This is a genomic window from Georgenia sp. AZ-5, assembly GCF_043952095.1.
In the GTDB taxonomy this organism is placed as follows: domain Bacteria; phylum Actinomycetota; class Actinomycetes; order Actinomycetales; family Actinomycetaceae; genus Georgenia.
This window is the reverse complement of the sequence record NZ_JBINOU010000001.1, coordinates 3377588-3396730: the sequence shown is the minus strand read 5'-3', so window position 1 is coordinate 3396730 and position 19143 is coordinate 3377588. Positions and strand designations below refer to the sequence as shown.

22 protein-coding genes are annotated in these 19143 nt (G+C 74.9%); 10 read left to right on the top strand and 12 right to left on the bottom strand.

The features are described 5' to 3' along the window. Positions 1-47: 47 nt before the first annotated feature. From ACF0H8_RS15905 to ACF0H8_RS15890, 4 genes are all read left to right on the top strand, one after another. Positions 48-365, top strand: a complete 318-nt coding sequence (locus ACF0H8_RS15905) for a hypothetical protein (RefSeq protein WP_395289862.1) — start codon at positions 48-50, stop codon at positions 363-365. Between the two features lie 257 nt (positions 366-622). Further along, positions 623-1120 carry an Hsp20/alpha crystallin family protein gene (locus ACF0H8_RS15900; protein WP_395289861.1) on the top strand — a complete coding sequence of 166 codons (498 nt, stop codon included), beginning with the start codon at positions 623-625 and terminating at the stop codon, positions 1118-1120. Between the two features lie 206 nt (positions 1121-1326). After that, positions 1327-2175, top strand: a complete 849-nt coding sequence (locus ACF0H8_RS15895) for an alpha/beta fold hydrolase (protein ID WP_395289860.1) — start codon at positions 1327-1329, stop codon at positions 2173-2175. A 133-nt stretch (positions 2176-2308) separates the two neighbouring features. Further along, positions 2309-3307, top strand: a complete 999-nt coding sequence (locus ACF0H8_RS15890) for a zinc-dependent alcohol dehydrogenase family protein (protein WP_395289859.1) — start codon at positions 2309-2311, stop codon at positions 3305-3307. Positions 3308-3375: 68 nt separating this feature from the next. Here the strand turns inward: ACF0H8_RS15890 and ACF0H8_RS15885 are convergent, their stop codons facing one another. From ACF0H8_RS15885 to ACF0H8_RS15855, 7 genes are read right to left on the bottom strand one after another with little or no spacing between them, the layout of a single operon-like run. Continuing rightward, positions 3376-4695 (bottom strand): MFS transporter, encoded by a 1320-nt coding sequence (locus tag ACF0H8_RS15885; RefSeq protein WP_395289858.1) that lies wholly within the window; start codon positions 4693-4695, stop codon positions 3376-3378. Next, a complete protein-coding gene (locus ACF0H8_RS15880; RefSeq protein WP_395289857.1) occupies positions 4692-5489 on the bottom strand; it encodes an IclR family transcriptional regulator C-terminal domain-containing protein in 798 nt (265 codons plus the stop codon). Before ACF0H8_RS15880 ends, ACF0H8_RS15885 begins: the two co-directional genes overlap by 4 nt. Beyond that, positions 5486-6652, bottom strand: coding sequence for a 4-hydroxybenzoate 3-monooxygenase (locus tag ACF0H8_RS15875; RefSeq protein WP_395289856.1), 1167 nt, complete (start codon positions 6650-6652; stop codon positions 5486-5488). Before ACF0H8_RS15875 ends, ACF0H8_RS15880 begins: the two co-directional genes overlap by 4 nt. Beyond that, positions 6649-7494, bottom strand: coding sequence for an ABC transporter ATP-binding protein (locus ACF0H8_RS15870; protein ID WP_395289855.1), 846 nt, complete (start codon positions 7492-7494; stop codon positions 6649-6651). Before ACF0H8_RS15870 ends, ACF0H8_RS15875 begins: the two co-directional genes overlap by 4 nt. Next, positions 7494-8339 carry an ABC transporter permease gene (locus tag ACF0H8_RS15865; RefSeq protein ID WP_395289854.1) on the bottom strand — a complete coding sequence of 282 codons (846 nt, stop codon included), beginning with the start codon at positions 8337-8339 and terminating at the stop codon, positions 7494-7496. The genes ACF0H8_RS15870 and ACF0H8_RS15865 overlap by 1 nt, the downstream gene beginning before the upstream one ends. Next, positions 8336-9163: an ABC transporter permease gene (locus ACF0H8_RS15860; RefSeq protein ID WP_395289853.1), complete on the bottom strand. Its 828-nt coding sequence runs from the start codon at positions 9161-9163 to the stop codon at positions 8336-8338. The genes ACF0H8_RS15865 and ACF0H8_RS15860 overlap by 4 nt, the downstream gene beginning before the upstream one ends. Further along, the gene (locus ACF0H8_RS15855) at positions 9160-10152 is read right to left on the bottom strand and encodes an ABC transporter substrate-binding protein (protein ID WP_395289852.1); all 993 of its coding nucleotides are present in this window, start codon (positions 10150-10152) and stop codon (positions 9160-9162) included. The genes ACF0H8_RS15860 and ACF0H8_RS15855 overlap by 4 nt, the downstream gene beginning before the upstream one ends. A 378-nt stretch (positions 10153-10530) precedes the next feature. Here ACF0H8_RS15855 and pcaH point away from each other — a divergent pair, with 378 nt between their 5' ends. From pcaH to ACF0H8_RS15840, 3 genes are read left to right on the top strand one after another with little or no spacing between them, the layout of a single operon-like run. Beyond that, the gene (pcaH, locus tag ACF0H8_RS15850; RefSeq protein WP_395289851.1) at positions 10531-11298 is read left to right on the top strand and encodes a protocatechuate 3,4-dioxygenase subunit beta; all 768 of its coding nucleotides are present in this window, start codon (positions 10531-10533) and stop codon (positions 11296-11298) included. Beyond that, on the top strand, positions 11291-11878 hold the full coding sequence (gene pcaG, locus ACF0H8_RS15845) for a protocatechuate 3,4-dioxygenase subunit alpha (protein WP_395289850.1): 588 nt from the start codon (positions 11291-11293) through the stop codon (positions 11876-11878). Before pcaH ends, pcaG begins: the two co-directional genes overlap by 8 nt. Before the next feature lie 55 nt (positions 11879-11933). Beyond that, on the top strand, positions 11934-12923 hold the full coding sequence (locus ACF0H8_RS15840; RefSeq protein ID WP_395289849.1) for an ABC transporter substrate-binding protein: 990 nt from the start codon (positions 11934-11936) through the stop codon (positions 12921-12923). A gap of 15 nt (positions 12924-12938) precedes the next feature. Here ACF0H8_RS15840 and pcaC read toward each other — a convergent pair whose 3' ends face one another. The 5 genes from pcaC to ACF0H8_RS15815 all read right to left on the bottom strand — a co-directional run bounded on the left by pcaC (position 12939) and on the right by ACF0H8_RS15815 (position 16446). Beyond that, positions 12939-13337, bottom strand: a complete 399-nt coding sequence (gene pcaC / locus ACF0H8_RS15835) for a 4-carboxymuconolactone decarboxylase (protein WP_395289848.1) — start codon at positions 13335-13337, stop codon at positions 12939-12941. A 26-nt stretch (positions 13338-13363) separates the two neighbouring features. Continuing rightward, positions 13364-14710 carry a lyase family protein gene (locus ACF0H8_RS15830; RefSeq protein WP_395289847.1) on the bottom strand — a complete coding sequence of 449 codons (1347 nt, stop codon included), beginning with the start codon at positions 14708-14710 and terminating at the stop codon, positions 13364-13366. After that, a complete protein-coding gene (locus ACF0H8_RS15825; RefSeq protein ID WP_395289846.1) occupies positions 14671-15186 on the bottom strand; it encodes a flavodoxin domain-containing protein in 516 nt (171 codons plus the stop codon). The genes ACF0H8_RS15830 and ACF0H8_RS15825 overlap by 40 nt, the downstream gene beginning before the upstream one ends. A gap of 151 nt (positions 15187-15337) precedes the next feature. Continuing rightward, positions 15338-15997 (bottom strand): hypothetical protein, encoded by a 660-nt coding sequence (locus ACF0H8_RS15820; RefSeq protein WP_395289845.1) that lies wholly within the window; start codon positions 15995-15997, stop codon positions 15338-15340. Beyond that, entirely contained in the window at positions 15994-16446 is a 453-nt protein-coding gene (locus tag ACF0H8_RS15815; protein ID WP_395289844.1) for an OsmC family protein, read from the bottom strand. Before ACF0H8_RS15815 ends, ACF0H8_RS15820 begins: the two co-directional genes overlap by 4 nt. Positions 16447-16545: 99 nt before the next feature. Between ACF0H8_RS15815 and ACF0H8_RS15810 the strand changes: the two genes are divergently transcribed. From ACF0H8_RS15810 to ACF0H8_RS15800, 3 genes are read left to right on the top strand one after another with little or no spacing between them, the layout of a single operon-like run. Next, a complete protein-coding gene (locus ACF0H8_RS15810) occupies positions 16546-17487 on the top strand; it encodes an ABC transporter ATP-binding protein (protein WP_395289843.1) in 942 nt (313 codons plus the stop codon). Further along, complete coding sequence (locus ACF0H8_RS15805; RefSeq protein WP_395289842.1) at positions 17487-18299, top strand: ABC transporter permease; 813 nt, start codon at positions 17487-17489, stop codon at positions 18297-18299. Before ACF0H8_RS15810 ends, ACF0H8_RS15805 begins: the two co-directional genes overlap by 1 nt. Further along, complete coding sequence (locus tag ACF0H8_RS15800) at positions 18296-19123, top strand: ABC transporter permease (protein ID WP_395289841.1); 828 nt, start codon at positions 18296-18298, stop codon at positions 19121-19123. The genes ACF0H8_RS15805 and ACF0H8_RS15800 overlap by 4 nt, the downstream gene beginning before the upstream one ends. Positions 19124-19143 lie beyond the last annotated feature (20 nt).

Genomic DNA, 19143 nt, shown 5'->3' with positions numbered 1-19143 from the left:
GCGTCGGGCCCCGTGGTGGTCGGTGTGCCGACGACGAGTCGCCCGAGGTGCTTCAGTTCGCGTTCGCCCAGGCGGTGCGGCGCGGCGTGGGGGTGCGGGTGGTGCACGGACGGTCCCGGGAGATTCCGCGGCCGGAGTTCCTCGACGACTCGGTCGAGCGGCTGCTCGCCAGCGTGGCCGAGGAGCAGGCTCTCGACGTCGAGCGCATCGCCTCGACCTGGGACCGGTACCCCGGGGTCCCCGTCGACGTCCGGGAGGTGAGGCGGCACCCCGTCGAGGCGCTCGTGGAGGAATCGGCGGACGCGAGCCTGTCGTGGGCAGCCGGGGCCGCGGCGGCCTCCCTGGCCTGCGCCTGGGCTCGGTGAGCAGAGGCGTCCTGCACGAGGCACCGGTGGTCGCCGTCGTACGTGTGCCGCCCGAGGTGCCGCCCCACTGAGCCGGGCGGTGCAGGGCGTTCGCGGCCCGGCGCACGCCGCGCGGGTCGCCTCGGCGCCGCCGGCCCAGCCACCCCCGGTGTGCTGCCGTGGGTGCCGGTGGGGGCCTTGTGTGCGAGGCACGTGCTGTCGCACCTTAGGGGAAGCCGGGTCGTCCCGGCCCGGCTGGACGATCGAGGAGGATCGTGATGACTGCCGAGTCGAAGGAACCCCAGGCCGAGCAGGGCCGCCAGCTCGGGCGCCGGTCGCCCCGCGAGCTCGCGGAGCACCTGTGGGGCGGCGGCCCCGGACGGTGGGACCTGTGGCCCTTCGGTGAGACGGGATGGCCGTTCCGGGAGATCGGCCGGCCCGCGGGCATGCCCATCCGCGTGGAGGAGGTCCGCGAGGGCGACCAGCTCGTGGTGCGCGCGGAGCTTCCCGGGGTGGACCCCGAGAAGGACGTCGAGGTCACGGTCGACGAGGGCGTGCTCACCATCAGCGCCGAGAAGCGCGAGAGGGCGGAGGAGAAGGGGGCCGAGGGGTACCGCAGCGAGTTCCGCTACGGGCACTTCGAGCGGCACGTGCGCCTGCCGCGCGGCACCAGCCCCGACGTGATCTCCGCGAGCTACCGCGACGGCGTGCTGGAGGTGCGCCTGCCGGCGGGCGAGCCACCGGCCACCCGCCGCATCGAGATCCAGCGCGGCTGACCCGGGCCGCCCGGGACCGAAGCGGCCCCCGGGCGGCCTCTCGGGCCACCACGCGGCGCCCGGCGGGGACCACGGGAGCGGGATGGCCGGAGTGGCGCCGTGGCGCAGGACGTGGCCCGCCGCCTACGTTGTGCGGTGTGCGAGCCAGCCGCCGGGCCTGTCGCACCATGGCGCCGGCGCCCGGATCTCTCGAGCAACGAGGTCTCGTGATCGACGCCGACGTCATCCGTCCGGCGGCCATGCGCGCCGGCTTCGCGGCGCTGGACAGGCTCTCGCCGCCGCTGACCGCCCGGTGGGCGCTGCGCCTGTGGTGCACGCTGCCCGACACCGCCGGCCGCCACCCCGACGACCGCCCGCGGCCGGGCGTCCGCGCGGACGTCTCCCTGCCGGGCGGCCGGACCGTGGCCGTGGAGACGTGGGGCGACGGCCCGCCCGTGTATCTCGTGCACGGCTGGGGCGGCTGGCGCGGCCAGCTCGGGGCGTTCGTCGAGCCGCTGGTGGCGGCGGGGCGGCGCGTGGTGGGCTTCGACGCGCTCAGCCACGGCCAGTCTTCGCCCGGTGCGCTCGGCCCGCGCCGCAGCACCGCCGTCGAGATGCTGGGGGCCTTCGTCGCCGTGACCGCTGCGCACGGCGCGCCGGACGCCGTCGTCGCGCACTCCCTGGGCTGCTTCGTGGCCGCGCTCGCCGTGCGCGACGGCCTGCCCGTCGGCCGCCTCGCCTTCGTCGCGCCGAGCACGGACATGGCCGCCCGGCGGCGCGAGCTGGCCGAGGCCCTGGGGTATGGCGGCCGCGCGCAGCGGGAGTTCGACCGGCGGTTCGAGGCCCTCGCGCGGCGCCCGCTGCGGGATTTCGCGCTCGCGGACACCCCGATGACCCGGCCCGTGCTGGTGGTCCACGACCGCGCGGACAAGGAGGTGCCGCACCGGGAGGGCGCGAGCCTGGCCGAGCGGTGGCCGAGTGCCGCGCTCGTCTCCACCGACGGCCTGGGGCACCAGCGCATCCTCCGCGACCCCGGCGTCGTCACCCGGGTGTCGCAGTTCGTCACCGCGGCCTGAGCCGGCGTCGCGCGTGACCGGGCCTGAGCAGCGGTCGTGAGGCGGCCGCGGGCGCCGCGCCCGGGCGGTGACGCCGTCTTCCGGCCCGGGCGCCGCGGACGGATCATGGGAGCGGGACCAGCGGGAGGAAGCCGTGCGAGGGTGGGTGGTCGCCGAGCCGGGCCCGATCGGCACGGGTCCGCTGCGGTGGGCGGAGCTCCCGGACCCCCTGCCAGGACCGGGGCAGGTCCGGGTGCGGGTCGAGGCGTGCGGGGTGTGCCGGACCGACCTGCACCTGGCCGCGGGCGACCTGGTCCCGCGGCGGCCGCGCACCGTGCCCGGGCACGAGGTGGTCGGCCGGGTCGACGTGATCGGTCCCGGCTGCGAGCGCCTGCGGGTGGGGGACCGGGTGGGCGTGGCGTGGCTGCGGGGCACGTGCGGGGCGTGCCGCTGGTGCCGCACCGGGCGGGAGAACCTGTGCCCGGCGGCGAGGTTCACCGGGTGGGACGCGGACGGCGGGTTCGCCGAGCTGACGCTGGTGGACGAGCGCTTCGCCTACCCGCTCCCCGACGGCGTCGCCGCGACCGACGCGGCGCCGCTGCTGTGCTCGGGGATCGTGGGGTACCGCGCGCTCAGGCGCACGGGCCTGCCGCCCGGCGGGCGGCTGGGGCTGTACGGCTTCGGCGCCTCGGCCCACCTCGTGGCCCAGGTCGCCATCCGGCAGGGTGCGGTCGTGCACGTGCTCACCCGCTCGGCCAGGGCGCAGCGGCTGGCGCTGGACCTCGGGGCGGCCTCGGCCGGGGAGGCGGACGCCGCGCCGCCCGAGCCCCTCGACGCGGCCATCCTGTTCGCCCCCGTGGGGCACCTGGTGCCGACGGCGCTGCGGGCCCTGGACCGCGGCGGCGTGCTGGTGATCGCCGGCATCCACCTGAGCGACGTCCCGGCGCTGGTGTACGAGCGCGAGCTCTTCTACGAGAAGGAGATCCGCAGCGTCACGGCCAGCACCCGCGCCGACGGCGAGGAGCTGCTGCGCCTCGCCGCGACGCTGGGACTGCGCCCGACCACGACCGTGCGGCCGCTCTCCGCGGCGGCCGAGACGCTGGCGGACCTGGCCGCCGACGCCTACGAGGGCGCCGCCGTGCTGGTGCCGTGACCCCGGCGGCCGCGCCGGCGCCAAGGACCAGACGCCATACCGGAGGTGAGGCGATGCCCGTCGGCGGCTCAGCCGATGTGCCGGTCCGCGCCGGCGCGCAGCCCCGTGACGGCCATGGCCAGCCCGGCGGCCGCGAGCACCGCCGTGGGGGCGGCCCAGCCGCCGGTCGAGCGCGCGAGCCACCCCACGAGCACGGGCGCCACGGCGGCGAGGGCGTACCCGACGCCCTGGACCATCCCGGAGACGTAGCGCCCGTACGCCGCGTCCACGGGGCGCATGGCGATCAGGGTCAGGCCCAGGCCGATCCCGGCACCCTGGGTCAGGCCGCCGACCACCGCCCACACCACCCAGGCGTCCACCGCCAGCGCCAGGCCGGCGAAGAACACGGCCCAGAGCGCGCCGACGACCGCCGCGACCCGACTGGCCCCGCCGAGGACGCGGATGGCGGCGGGGACGAGCAGCGTCCCGGCGATCCCCACAAGGTGGAACACCGACACCGCGGTGCCGGCCGTGACCTCGGAGACGCCCGCCGTCTCGCGCAGCTGCGTGGGGATCCAGGTCGCCGCGGCGTAGAACAGGGACGCCTGGAGCCCGAAGAAGGCGGCCAGCCACCACGCCTCACCCTGGCGCCACACATGGGACCAGGTGCGCGCGGTGGCGGCCGCCGTGGTGCCGGCAGGCCGGGCGCCGGCGCCCGCCGTGGCGCCGTGCCCCGCGGAGCGTGCGTCCGCCGCGGCCGCGTGCTGGGGGAAGGCCGAGTCCGCGGCCGCTCCCTCCGGGCCCGCCAGGCCGGCACCCGCGCCGGCCAGCGCGGCGCGCCGCATGCGCACCACCCACACCGCGAGGGCGAGGAGGATCAGCAGCGCGGGCGCCGCGATGGAGCCGCGCCAGCCGACCTCGTCGGCCAGCGGGACGGCGACGAACGAGGCCAGGCCCTGCCCGACGCCGTACGCGCTGGTCGACAGCGCCATCACGGCGCTGACGTGCCCGGGGGCGTCGCGGCGCACCAGTACCGGCACCACGACGTTGCCCAGGGTGATGGCCACCCCGACGACGGCGGTCCCCAGCAGCAGCCCGACCCACCCGTCCCACGGGCGCAGGCTCACCGCGGCGATCAGCAGGAGCAGGCTCACCAGCAGCGTGCGGTCGATCCCGAGGCGCCGGACCACCCCGCCGACGAAGGGGGAGAGGATCGCGAAGGAGAGGAGCGGCAGGGAGGTCAGCAGCCCGGCCGCGGCGGCCGTCAGCCCCAGCTCGCCGCTGATGCGGCCCAGCAGCGGCGGGACCCCGACGATCGGGCCGCGCAGGTTCAGGCCGATGAGCACCACGGCCGCGACGAGCAGCCCGAGACCCGCGGCGGGCCCGGCCGCCCCGGCGCGCGCCCTCACTGCCGCTGCGCCAGGTCGGCCGAGATCTCCCGCGCCGCACGGAGCAGGTGCGGCAGCAGGTCCTCGGTGACGGACGCGACGGAGCCGCGGCTGGCCGCCGTGGAGATGTTCACGGCCGCCACCACCCGCCCCGACCGGTCGGTGACCGGCGCGGCGACGGACCGCAGGCCCTCCTCCAGCTCCCCGTCCACCAGCGCCCAGCCCTGCCGGCGCACCACGGCAAGCTCCTGGCGCAGCGCGGCCAGGTCGGTGGTGGTGCGGCGGGTGAGCGGCTCGAGGTCCCCGACGTGCTCCTCCAGCGCGTCGTCGGGAAGGGCCGCGAGGAGCACCCGCCCCATGGACGTCGCGAAGGCGGGGAGGCGGGCGCCCACGCCGAGGTCCACGCTCATGATCCGCCGCGCCGGCACCCGGACGACGTAGACGATGTCGGTGCCGTCCAGCACCGACATCGACGACGACTCGTCCACCAGCGACGCGAGCCGCTCGAGGTGCACGCGCGCGATCTCGGCCAGGCTCATCGATGAGAGGTAGGCGTAGCCGAGCTCGAGGACACGCGGGCGCAGGCTGAACACGCGCCCCTCCACGGCGACGTAGCCCAGGTCGACGAGGGTGTGCAGGAACCGCCAGGCGGCCGCCCGGGTCAGGCCCGCCCGCCCGGCGACCTCGGTGAGGGTCAGGCGCGGGTGGTCGGCGTCGAAGGCACGGATCACCGCGAGCCCCCGGTCGAGGGACTGCACGTAGCCGGGCCGCCGGGGCTCCGCGGCCTCGGTGGTGCGGACGCCGGGCTCGCTCATCCCGCGTAGTTCTCCGCCAGTGCGGTCGCGTACGCATGCGAGGACACCACGTTGCGCAGCTGGGCGACCTGGAGCCGGTACCTGAACAGGTCCTCGTCGTGGAAGCGGTGGAGCATCGAGGTCATCCACCAGGCGAAGTGCTCCCCGCGCCACACACGCCGCAGCGCGTCGTCGGAGTAGCTCTCCAGCAGCGCCTCGTCCCCGGTGGTGTACCAGTGCTCGATGGCGCGGGCCATCAGCCAGACGTCGTGGACCGCCAGGTTCATGCCCTTGGCGCCGGTGGGCGGCACGATGTGGGCGGCGTCGCCCGCCAGCAGCAGCCGGCCGCGCCGCATGGGCTCGGCCACGAAGCTGCGCATCGGGGTGATGCCGACGTCGAAGATCTCGCCGCGCCCGGGGTCCCACGCCTCCCCGTCGAGGCTGAACCGGATCGCGAGCTCGTCCCAGATGCGCTCGTGCGGCCAGCTGTCCACGGTGTCGTCCGCGTCCACCTGGAGGTACAGCCGGGTCACCTGCTCCGACCGCATGCTGTACAGCGCGAAGCCGCGCTCGTGCAGGGAGTAGATGAGCTCGTGGGTGCGCGGCGAGGCGTGGGCGAGGATGCCGAGCCAGGCGAACGGGTAGTGGTGCAGCAGCTCGGCCGGTCCCGCGGCGGCGCGCGAGGGGCCGTGGAAGCCGTCGCAGCCAGCCACGACGTCCGCGACGACGCGGTGGGTCCCACCGTCCCTGGTGTAGGTGACCGACGGCTCGGCGGTGCCGACGTCGTGGATCTCGAGGTCCTGGGCCTCGAAGCGCAGGTCCCCGCCGTCGCCCAGGCGCCGCGCGATGAGGTCCTTGACGACCTCCTGCTGGCCGTAGACGGTGATGTGGCGCCCCGTCAGCTCCGTCATCGGGACGCGGTGACCCTCGCCGTCGAAGCGCAGCTCGATCCCCTCGTGGACCAGCCCCTCGCGGTCCATCCGCTCGCCCACGCCGGCCTCGCGGAGGATGTCCGCGGCCTGGTGCTCCAGGACGCCGGCGCGCACCCGCTTCTCGCAGTATTCCCGGTCGCGCCGCTCGAGCAAGACGCTCTCCACGCCGGCGAGGTGCAGCAGCTGGGACAGCAGCAGCCCCGCCGGGCCCGCCCCGACGATGACGACCTGGGTGCGCTCGTCCGTCGTCACCGGGGTGCCGCCCCGGCGGTGGCGTCCTCCGGCCGGTATCCGCGCTTGGCCTTCTGGACGAGGTCGTAGACGTGGGCGCGCAGCCGGGCGAACTCGGGGTCGGAGCGGGTGGTGAGCTGGTCGCGCTCGTTGGGGAGGTTGACCTGGACGTCCTCGAGGATGACGGTGGGCCGCCCGGAGAGCACCAGCACGCGCTGGCCGAGGTAGATCGACTCGTCGATGTCGTGCGTGACGAACAGCAGGGTCAGGCCCAGGCGGTCCCACAGGTCGCGGACCAGGTCTTCGAGGTCGGCGCGGGTCTGGGCGTCGACGGCGGCGAAGGGCTCGTCCATGAGCAGGATGTGCGGCTCGTAGGCCACGGCCCGCGCGATGGCCACGCGCTGCTGCATGCCGCCGGAGAGCTGCCAGGGGTAGGAGTTCGGGACGTCGGCGAGCCCGACGGCGTCCAGCGCCTCGTTGACAAGGCGGCGGCGGTCGGCCTTGGCGGTGCCCTTCTCCTTCAGCGGCAGCTCGACGTTCTGGGTGACGGTGAGCCAGGGGAAGAGGGAGCGGGCGTACTCCTGGAAGACGACGGCCATGCCCTTGGGCGGGCCGGAGACCTGCTGGCCCTCGAGGGTGACGTCGCCGCCGGTGGGGGGGAGCAGGCCGGCGATGCAGCGCAGCAGGGTGGTCTTGCCGGCGCCGGAGGGGCCGACGATGCAGACCATCTCGCCGGCCTTGATCTCGAAGGTGAGGTCGCGGATGGCCTCGGTGTCCCCGGCGGCGGAGGTGTAGGTCTTGTTCAGGCCGGCGACGTCGAGCATCGCGCTGCCCGCGGCGGGGCGGTGGGCGGTGGCGGTCATCAGTTGCCTCCTCGTTGGGACTGGCGGAACCCGCGGTACCACGCGAGCACGGGGCGCTCGACGGCGCGGAAGAGCAGGGACAGGACGACGCCGATGAGGCCGAGCAGGATGATGCCGGTCCACATCTCGGGGATGGCGAAGCTGCGCTGGAACTGCACGATGGAGAAGCCCAGGCCGTCGCGGGCGGCGAACATCTCCGAGATCACCATGAGGATGATCGCGATGGACAGCGCCTGGCGGGCGCCGGTGACGATCTGCGGGCTGGCGCCGCGCAGCACCAGGGTGCGCAGCCGCGCGGCGGGCCCGAGCCGGTAGACCCGGGAGGTGTCGCGCAGCACCTCGTCGATGCCGCGCACGCCCTCGACGGTGTTGAGCAGGATCGGCCACAGGGCGCCGGTGGCGATGACGAACACGCGCATGGTGGTGCCGATGCCGAGGAAGAGCATGAGGATCGGCACCAGCACCGGCGGCGGGATGGCGCGGAAGAACTCCAGGACCGGCTCGGTGTAGGCGCGCAGGGTGGGGGACAGCCCGATGGCGGTGCCCAGGGCGATGCCGACGACCAGGGCCAGGGCGTACCCGGTCAGCAGCCGGCCCAGGGAGGGCAGCACGTCGGAGAAGACCCGGCCCTCGAACCACGTCGGGGCGAAGCTGGTGACGATCTCGCGCAGCGGGGGGAAGAAGAAGCTCTGCGAGCCCGCGGAGGTGAACCACCACGCCGCGATCAGCACGACGGGCAGGGCGACGGCGAGCAGGACCCGCTGCCACAGCGGGCCCCCGCGACGGCGGCGGCGGGCGCCGGTGCGGGCCAGGGGCGCCGTGGCGCCGGGGGTGGTGGTGGTCATGCCGCGCTCTCCCGTCGCACGGAGGGGTGCCAGTGCAGGACCCGGCGCTCGAGCAGGCGCGCCAGGAGGTTGACCGCCACCCCGAGAAGCCCGGTGACGATCACCAGGGCGTACATCGAGGCGACGGCGCCGGACTGCTGGGCCACCGCCAGGAGCCGGCCCAGGCCGGGCGTGCCGATGATCAGCTCGCCCGTGATGGTCAGGATCAGCGCCACCGAGGCGGCCAGGCGGAAGCCGGTGACCGCGTAGGGCAGCACGGTGGGCCACACCAGCCGGGAGCCCTCGGTGAGGAACCGGAACCGGTAGGACCTCGCGGTGTCCCGCGCTACCGGGTCGACGTCCTGCACCCCGTACAGCACCTGGACGAGCACCTGCCAGAACGAGGCGTAGACCACCAGCAGCAGGGTCGAGCGCATGCCGGTGCCGAACAGCAGCACGGCCAGCGGGATCAGCGCCACCGAGGGGATGGGCCGCAGGAACTCGATGGTCGAGGAGGTGGCCTCGCGCAGCACCCGGACGGACCCGATGAGCATCCCCAGCAAGACGCCCGCGAGCACCGCGATGGCCAGGCCCACCGCCCAGGTGGTCAGCGTCTGGCGCAGGGCCTCCCAGAACTCCGGCGTCTGGACGCGCGCCACCAGCGCCGACGCCATCTGCGAGAACGGCGGCAGGAAGCGCGGGTCGACGACCCCGGCGCGAGGGAGCAGCTCGAGGAGGACGAGGAGGGAGACGACGCCCGCGAGGCCGAGCCCGGCTTTCACCGTCCCACGGCCGGGGCGGCGCGACCGGGCCGTCGCCCGGGGTTGCGCGAGGGTGGCGGTCATGGCAGCAGCGCCTCCACGTCGATCTCGTTCTCCACCAGGCCGTACTTCAGGGTCAGGTCGGCGAGGACCTGGACCGCGTCGGTGTCGAACTCGCTCGGGAACCTGGGCATGACCATCGCCTCCTGCACCTCGGCGGGGATCTCGGTGTAGGTGGACAGGATCGCCCGGGCCTCGTCCGGGTTCGCCTCGGCGTACTCCAGCGACTCGGTCATCGCCGCCGTGAACGCCTCGGTGAGCTCCGGCTCCTGCTGGGCGTTCTGGGCGGTCGTGAAGTATCCGGCGATGATCAGGTCGGGGTCGGTCTCGGCGAAGTTGGAGCTGATGAGCTGGGCGCCCTGGTTCTTCGTGACGGTGAGGAACGGCTCGAGGATCCAGGCCGCGTCGACCTGGCCGCCCGCGACGGCGGCGGGCATGTCCGGGAAGCCGAGCTCGGTGAACTGCACCGAGTCGGGGTCCCCGCCGGCCTGCTCGACGACGTTCTTCACGGTCACCTCGCCGATGTTGGCGAGGGTGTTGACCGCGACCGTCTTGCCCGCCAGGTCCGCGGGCCCGGTGATGCCGGAGTCGGGCAGGGCGACGATGCCGCCGATGTCCGCGGCGGCGTCACCCGTGGAGGCGTTGCCGGGGGCGAGCAGCTGCAGCGGGAGCCCCTGGTCGCCGGCGACGAAGAGGGACACGAGGTTGGAGAAGCCGAACTGGTAGTCACCGCTGACGACGGCCGGCGCGATCGCCGCGCCGCCCTGGGCGACCTCGAGCGTGACGTCGAGCCCGTGCTCCTCGAAGATGCCCTGGTCCACGCCCAGCCAGATGGCGGCGGTGTCGACGATGGGCAGCACGCCGACGGTGATCGGCGTCAGCTCGCCGTCCTCGACCGCGTCGGTCGCGGCGCCGTCGGCGCCGCCGGTGGCGGCGTCACCGCCGTTGCCGCCGCCGCAGGCGGCCGTGAGGGCGGCAGCCGCCACCATGGCGAGGGGGATGCGTCGTCGCATGTCGACTCCTTGGTCTGGGGAGGGCCGGCGTCCGTCGGGGGCCCGGAAGCTCCGCGGGGTGTGGGCGTCGCTTCGCCGGTTCCGTGTCCGTGTCGGGTTCCGTGTGGGTCCGTGCGCGTGTCCGCTGGCCTCCCGGGGCGCCGCCAGCTGTGCCGTCGCCACGGTCGGTTGCCGGCGGCTGTGCCGGTCGCCCCGCGTGTTCTCATGTCGAACGCTGTTTCGCATCGAAAACTTACGGCCCCGCGCGGGTCGCGTCAACGGCCGCGGGTGATTGACCTCACACGCCGCCCGGGACTATCGTCCGTGGAGCCCGTTCGCCATGAGAACAACTGTTCCCCCGGCGCACAAGGCCACGACGACGTGACGGAGGAGACGCAGATGGGCGGACTGGACGATCTCCGGACACCGGGCGCCATCACGCGCGGCGGCCTGGTGGTCCCGCGCTACAAGGTCCCGGAGGGGGTGCACCCGCCCCTCGACAGCCCGGGCTACAGGTCCACCGCGCTGCGCCACCCCAAGGAGCCGCTGCAGCTCCTGCCCCAGCGGCTGACGGAGCTGACCGGCCCGGTGCTGGGCCAGGACCTGGTCCGGCCGGGGGACGCCGACCTGACGGGCCAGCACCCGGGCGAGCCGGTCGGCCAGCGCATCATCGTCCACGGCCGCGTCCTCGAGGAGGACGGCCGCCCGGTGCCGAACACGCTCGTGGAGATCTGGCAGGCCAACGCCGCCGGCCGGTACCAGCACCACTGGGACAACTGGCCGGCGCCGCTCGATCCCAACTTCACCGGCGTGGGCCGCACGCTCACGGACGTCGAGGGGAGCTACCGGTTCACCACGATCAAGCCCGGCGCCTACCCGTGGAAGAACAACCCCAACGCCTGGCGCCCGGCGCACATCCACTTCTCGCTGTTCGGCCGGGCGTTCACGCAGCGGCTGGTCACGCAGATGTACTTCCCGGACGACCCGCTGTTCTTCCAGGACCCCATCTTCAACTCGGTGCGCGACGAGCGGGCCCGCAACCGCATGATCTCGCGGTTCGACTACGAGGCGACCGAGGACCACTGGGCGCTGGCGTTCCAGTTCGACATCGTGCTGCGCGGCCCGGACGCCAGCGTCTTCGAGGAGGACGAGGACGACGATGAGTGAGCGGCTGGGGCTGACGCCCTCCCAGACCGTCGGGCCGTACCTGGCCATCGGCCTGGACTGGGGCGAGGCAGGTCGGCTCGTGGTGCCCAGGGACACGCCGGGCGCGTTCTGGGTCACGGGGCAGGTGCTCGACGGCGCCGGCGAGCCGATGCAGGACGCGATGGTGGAGTTCTGGCAGCCGGACCCGGAGGGGCGCTTCGCCAGCCCCGAGGACCCGCGCGGGGTCGCCCCGACCCTCGAGGGTTTCCGCGGGCTGGGTCGCTCGGATACCAAGGGGGAGGGCCTGCACTATCGCATCCTCACGGTCAGGCCCGGGCCGCTCCCCGCGGCGGAGCTCGACGACGAGGCCGGGCCGATGGAGGCCCCGCACATCGACGTCAGCGTCCTCGCCCGGGGCATGCTCGACCGGGTCGTGACCCGGATCTACTTCCCGGACGAGCCCCTGAACGAGACGGACCCCGTCCTGCTGTCCGTGCCGGAGGCACGCCGCCACACCCTGATGGCACGGCCGGAGGGTGACGGCTACCGTTTCGACATCCGCGTCCAGGGCGGGGACGAGACGGTCTTCTTCCAGGTCTGACCCCGCCGGGGTCCGGCCCGGCTGGCGAGCAGCGACGCTCCGAGGAGGAACGACGGTGGACCGACGACGACTTGTGGCGTCCCTCGCGGCGTCGCTGCTGCTCCTCGCCGCCTGTGGTGGCGGGGAGGACGGCGGGGGCGGGGCCCAGCAGGACGGCACCGCCGCGGCCGAGCCGACGCGCGTGACGGTCGGCGTCATCCCGATCATCGACGTCGCGCCCCTCCACCTGGGCCTGGAGCAGGGCTTCTTCGAGGAGGAGGGCCTCGAGCTGGAGATCAGCACGGGGGAGGGCGGCGCCGCGATCGTCCCCGGCGTCGTCGGGGGCAGCTACGACTTCGGCTTCGGCAACAGCCTCTCGCTGGTGGTCGGGGCGTCGACCGGCCTGCCGCTGCAGGTGGTGGCGAGCGGCGTGTACGGCACCGGCGACCCCGCCGCGGACCCGTTCGCCCTCGTGACGGCGGACGACAGCCTGCAGCGGCCGCGCGACCTCGAGGGCCGCACCGTGGCGGTGAACACCGTCAACGCCATCGGGGACACGATCGTCAAGGCGTCCGTCGCGGCCGACGGCGGCGACCCGGGCACCATCGACTTCGTGGAGGTGCCCTTCCCCAGCGCCAACGCGGCGGTGCTCTCCGGCGAGGTGGCGGCGGCCTGGCAGGTCGAGCCGTTCATCACCCTCGGGGCGGACCAGGGGCTGCGGGTGCTCACCACGCCGCTCAACGACGCCGCCGACCACGACGTCGAGGTCTCCACGTACTTCACCACCCGGCAGGTGGCCGCGGAGGACCCCGAGCTGGTCGAGCGGTTCACGCGCGCCATCGAGCGGTCGCTGGAGTACGCCCAGGAGAACCCGGACGCGGTCCGGGACGTGCTGCCCTCCTACCTGGAGGTGACGCCGGAGCTCGCCGACCGGGTGATCCTCCCGCGCTGGGACACCGAGGTCAGCCGGGAGACCTTCGAGCTCTACGTCGACCTCGGCCAGACCTACGGTCTGCTCCAGGGCGACGTGGACCTCGACGCGCTGCTGACGGGCGCCGGGAGCTGAGCTTCGCCCGGGGCCTCAGTCCCGGGTGGCGGTCTCCTCGCCGGCGGAGGCCAGGACCTCCTGCGCGACGGCGAAGGCGCGGTTGGCGGCGGGGACGCCCGCGTACACGCCGACCTGCAGCAGGACCTCCTTGATCTCGGCGACCGTCACGCCGTTGCGCAGCGCGGCGCGCACGTGCATGCCGAGCTCCTGCTCGTGCCCGAGGGCGGCGAGCATGGCCAGGGTGATGCAGCTGCGGGTGCGGCGGTCGAGGCCCGGGCGGGTCCACACGTCGCCCCAGGCGTAGCGGGTGATGAAGTCCTGGAAGTCCGCCGTGAACTCCGTCGTCCGGGCGACCGCCCCGTCCACGTGCGCGTCCCCGAGCACCGCGCGGCGCACCTGCATCCCGCCCTCGTGGCGTGCTGCGTCGTCCACCTGTTCTCCTCGCTCTCGATCCACGCTCAGTCCCGGCGCCCCGCCAGGGCCCGGTCGACCATCTCGTCCACGGAGCCGAGGTAGGTCGCGGGATCGCCCAGCGGCTCGCCCGTGCGCGTGGCGTCCTCCACGGCCGTGCGGGCCGCCTCCTGCGCCGCGGCCCGGCCGATGGCCGGGATGAGCGGGGCCGCGTAGGCCTCGGCCATCACCCCGGGCTGGGCGGCGTCGAGGTTGCGGCGCATGGCCTCCGGGTCCACCAGCAGCCCCTCGAGCAGGTTGGCGACGCGGGCGGCCGCACCGCCGGCGAGGCGCGCGAGGTCGCGCACCGGCACCCACTCGGCGTGCCACGAGCCCGTGGCGCGCTCGTGCTCGTGCAGTCCGGCGCCGAGGACGGCGGCGACGAGGCCCGGGACCCGGCGCGCCGAGGCCACCAGGAGCACGGAGGCCACAGGGTTCTTCTTCTGGGGCATCGCGGAGGACCCGCCCGGCGCGCCCTCCGCCACCTCGCGGACCTCGGCCTGGGACATCAGCGCCACGTCCGTGGCCACCTTCCCGGCGGCGAGGACGACGCCCGCCAGCGCCTGGGCGAGCGCCCGCACGCGGGAGCGCTCGGTGTGCCAGGGGGAGCCGGGATCGTCGAGCCCGAGCTCGCCCGCGAGCAGGCGCATCACCCGCAGCCCGTCGCCGTCGTAGGCGGCCAGCGTGCCGGCCGCGCCGCCGAGCTGGACGGCGAGCTCGAGCCCCTCGAGCGAGCCGGCGGCGCCGTGGAGACCCCGCAGCCAGCCGGCGACCTTGGCCCCGAACGTCGTGGGCAGCGCCGGCTGCCCGAGCGTGCGCGCGACCATGAGGGTGCCGCGGTGCTCGTCGGCGAGCCGGGCGGCGGCGTCGGCCGCGCGGGCCAGCTCGGCGAGGATCCGCTCGCGGGCGTGGTCCGCGACGAGCATGACGGCGGTGTCCAGGACGTCCTGGCTGGTGGCGCCGAGGTGGACGGCCGAGCGGTGCGGCTCGGGCACCGCCGCGACGGCGTCCTCGACCAGGGGCACCACGGGGTTGCCGGCGCCCTGCGCCCGGCGGCCGAGGTCCCCGGGGTCGACGTCCAGGGCCTCGAGCGCCTCGGTGACGGCGGCGCCGGTGCCCCCGGGGGCCCGGCCGGCCCCCTCGAGGGCACGCGCCAGCGCGGCCTCGACGTCGAGCATGGCGCGCACGAACGCGCGGTCGGAGACGGCGGCGTCGACGGACTCCTCGCCGTCGAGCGCCTCGAACAGTCCGCTCAGCTTGGGCCTCCCTGGTGACGTGCGGCACCCCGACGTTACCGCGTGCCTGAGGGAGCCGGTCAGGAGGCCGCCAGCTGGGCGTCGATCTGCCGACCCCACGCCGCGACGCGGTCGAGGTCCCGCCAGTCGCCGCGGGGCATCCACCGCTCCAGCGCGCCGGTGGCCTCCTTCCCGACGCGGCCGGGGAACGTCACGTGCCCGCGGACGTCCGCACCCTCCGCGACGTGCGCGACGTCGGCGGGCACGGCGGAGGCGGCCAGCGCCCGCCTCGCCACCTCGGCGGGGTCGTCCAGGGCGTCCTCGCCGGTGGGGCCGGAGGAGAAGAGCCACACGGGCCGGTCCGGGAGCTGGCGGGCGAGCCGCCGGACGAAGCTGCGTCCCTCGGCCATCCAGTGGCCGTGGTAGACCGCGCAGCCGACGACGACCGCCTCGTAGACGCCGAGGTCGATGACGTCGGCCACCGGGAGCACCTCCACGTCGCGGCCCTCCTCGCGGAGCGCGGCCCCGACGGCCTCGGCGATCTCCCGCGTCGAGCCGTGCCGGCTGGCGAAGGCGACGAGCACCTTCCCGGACATCGGGCCCCTCCCTCCCGTCGGCTCTCCCGATAGCAGCACGCCCCGGCCGGGGGCGGCAAGTGTCGGCGACGGGTGCGCGGGCGTGCGCGGCGGGGCGAACGTCCCCGGCGTGTCGGCCACCCGGTCGGCGCGGACGGCGCCACCTGAGCGGTCAGCGCTCCGTGGGCCCCGCGGGGAAGGTGGCGGGGGCCGGGCCGAACTCCTGGCGTGCGCCCTCGACGACGTTCCTGCCCAGCGCCCGCGTGCCCCGGTACCCGATGACCGCACCGATGCCGAACGGGGCCAGGCGCCCGAACACCAGCGCACCACCGCGGGTCGCGCTCCACCGCACCACGCGCCGGGTGAGCGCCTTGTTGACCGACCTGACGGTGCTGAGCGGCAGCTTCGTCAGCGCCGCCTTGCCCCAGTACAGCGTGCCGAGGCCGAGCTCGCCGCTGACGGCCTTCGCCCCCTCCTCGCCGAGCAGCGCGGCGAGCAGGAGGGTCCGGCGCCGCTCGACGTCGTCGACGTCGACCCCGTGGAGGCTGGCGACAGCCATGAGGTAGGTGGCCGAGGAGGACATGAACGAGGCGAGCTGGCCCGAGCTCAGCGCCAGGGCCGTGCCCGTGCCGACCGCGGGCACCGCCGCGACCGCACCCACGGCCCCGCCGAGCCGCGACACCCGGCGCAGGTACTGCTTCTCCAGCTCGGCGAGGAGCTCGCCGGGCGTGGCGTCGGGCCGCTCGCGCCGCAGCCGCTGCGCGAGGAGGTGCCCGCGCGGGCGCCGCACCGCCCGGTCGATGAGCTTCTCGAGCGTGCCGGCGCGGCTCATCCGGCCACCTCGTCGGTGAACACGATGATGTGGCGGGCGCCGGCCTCGATGGTGCGGCCCACGGTGCACTGGCGCTCGATGGCCAGCTCGGCGCGCTCCAGCGTGCGGGCCCGGGTGGGCTCGTCCAGCCCGGAGAGGTCGGTGACGATCTCCACGGTCATGGACTCGTAGCGGTTCTCCTCCTCGTTCTTCTCCTTCGAGACGCCGACGACGGCCTCGAAGTCCGCGCCGAGGGCGTGCGCCAGCCGGTGGTCGGCCGAGAGGGCGCTGCAGGTGGCCAGCGCGATCTGGAGCAGCTCGCCGGGGGAGAACTCGCCCTCGCCGTCCCCGACGCGCACCTGCGCGCCGCGGGAGTTCCGGCCGGTGTAGGCCCGGGTGCCGGTGCGCTCGGCCCAGAGGGCAGGGGCCTCCGCCTCCGCGGAGGCCGGGGACGGGACGACGTCGCTCATGCGGACGATCGTCGCACGTGACGCCGACACCGGCACGGGATCCGCCCCGCCGGGCCGCCCCCTCCCGTCGTGTCGGTGCAGTGGGCTACGGTCGGCCGCGTGGAGCACTCCGGGCCCGGGGCCGATGAGGTCCTGGTCGAAGGCCGGTCGCTGACGAAGAGGTTCGGCGACCTGACCGCGGTGGACGGCATCGACTTCGAGGTGCGCCGGGGCGAGGCGTTCGGGTTCCTGGGCCCCAACGGCGCGGGGAAGTCCTCCACCATGAGGATGGTCGGCGCGGTCTCGCCGGTCACCGCCGGCGAGCTGCGCATCTTCGGTCAGGACCCGGCCACCGACGGACCCGCGATCCGCGCCCGGCTGGGCGTCGTCCCGCAGCGCGACACGCTCGACGAGGAGCTCACGGTCGAGGAGAACATCTGGATCTACGGCCGGTACTTCGGCCTGCCGCGGGCCGTGGTGCGGGAACGGGCCGCCGCGCTGCTGGACTTCGCGCAGCTGGGGGACCGGGCGGCGTCCAAGGTAGAGCCGCTCTCCGGTGGCATGAAGCGCCGGCTGACGATCGCCCGCGCCCTGGTCAGCGAGCCGGAGATCCTGCTCCTGGACGAGCCGACCACCGGCCTGGACCCGCAGGCACGGCACGCGCTGTGGGACCGGCTGTTCCGGCTCAAGCGGCAGGGCGTCACGCTCGTGCTCACCACGCACTACATGGACGAGGCCGAGCAGCTGTGCGACCGGCTCGTGGTGATGGACCACGGCCGGATCGTGGCCGAGGGCTCCCCGCGCGAGCTGATCGCTCGGTACGCCACCCGGGAGGTTCTCGAGCTGCGGTTCGCCGACGACGACCACGCGCCCTACGCCGGCCGCTTCCGGGGTGTGGGGGAGCGCGTGGAGGTGCTGCCCGACCGGCTGCTCGTCTACACCCGGGACGGCGACGCCGCGGCAGCGGCCGCCCACGACCTGCGGCCGCTGTCGGCGCTCGTGCGCCGCGCCACCCTCGAGGACGTCTTCCTCCACCTCACCGGCCGGACGCTGGTGGACTGATGAGCGCCGCGCCCGTGCCGCTCCGGCCCCTGCCCGCCGGACGCCGGTGGCTGCCCGCGCTCGGCTTCTGGTGGACGCAGTACCGCCGCACCTGGATCAGCAGCGTCGTGAGCCGCTTCCTCATGCCGGTGCTGTTCCTGGTGTCCATGGGGCTGATGCTCGGCGGGCTGGTGGACCGCGCCGCCGGCGGCGTCGGCGGGGTGCCGTACGTGCAGTTCGTGGTGCCCGGGATCCTGGCCGCGCAGGCCATGTGGACCGCCGTCGGCGAGTCCACCTACAGCGTCCTGGGCGCGCTGCGGTGGACCCGGCAGTACCACGCCATGCTCGCCACCCCGCTCGGCGTGTCCGACGTGCTCCTCGGCCACCTCGTCTACGTCGCGCTGTCCATCGCCTTCGGCACCGTGGTGTTCGCCGTCGTGGCGGCGCTGTTCGGGGCCTGGGCGTCATGGCTGGTCGTGCTGGCCGTGCCGGTGGCGGTGCTGACCGGGATGGCCTTCGCCCTGCCGTGCTTCGCGGTCGCCGCCCAGTTCACCGACAGCGCCGACAACAGCTTCTCGGTCATCTACCGCCTCGTCGTCACGCCCCTGTTCCTGGTCTCGGGGACGTTCTTCCCGGTCGAGCATCTGCCGGCGCTGCTGCGGCCCGTGGCGTGGGTGACGCCGCTGTGGCACGGCGTCGCGGCGAGCCGGTCCCTCGCGGGCGGGACGCCGGACTGGCCGGGCGTCGCGGGCCACGTGCTCGTGCTCGTGGTCATGACCGCGGCCGGGGCGTGGTGGGCGTGGCGCGCCTTCCGCCGGAGGCTGGTCGTGTGAGCGGCGCGGCGGGGGCGACGGTGGCGGCCGCACGCCGGCTGTCCCGGGTGGTGCCCGTCCCTGCCGGGGCGGGGCTCGCCCGGGTGCTGGTGGAGCGCAACCTCATGGCGTTCCGGCGGGCGTGGCTGCTGCTCGTCTCCGGGTTCGCCGAGCCGGTGTTCTACCTGTTCTCCCTGGGCGTCGGCGTGGGGGCGCTCGTGCAGAGCGTGCCGACCCCGGCGGGTCCCGTCCCGTACGCCATGTTCGTGGCCCCGGCGCTGCTGGCGGCCTCCGCCATGAACGGGGCGGTGATGTCCACGTTCAACGTGTTCTTCAAGCTCAAGTACGCCCGGCTGTACGACTCCGTGCTCGCCACCCCGCTCGGCCCTCGCGACGTCGCGGTGGGGGAGGTGGCCTGGGCGCTCAGCCGCGGGGCGCTGTACTCGGTCGCCTTCCTGCTCATCGCCGCGGCGGCCGGGATGGTCCGCTCCTGGTGGGCGGTGCTGGCTCTGCCCGCCGCGGTGCTCATCGGCTTCGCGTTCTCGGCCGTCGGGATGTTCGCGGTGACTTTTATGCGCTCGTGGGTGGACCTGGACCTCGTCACGCTCGCGATCCAGCCGCTGTTCCTTTTCTCGGCGACGTTCTTCCCGCTGTCGGCCTACCCGCCGGCGCTGCGGCTGGTGGTGGAGGCGACGCCGCTCTACCACGGGGTCGCGCTCGAGCGGGCGCTCATGCTCGGCGACGTCGGCCCGGCCCTGCTCGGGCACGTCGCCTACCTGGTCGTCATGGGCCTGCTGGGGGTGTGGGGCGCCGCCCGGCGCATCGAGCGGCTGCTGCTGTCCTGACCGGCGTCCACCGAGCCGCG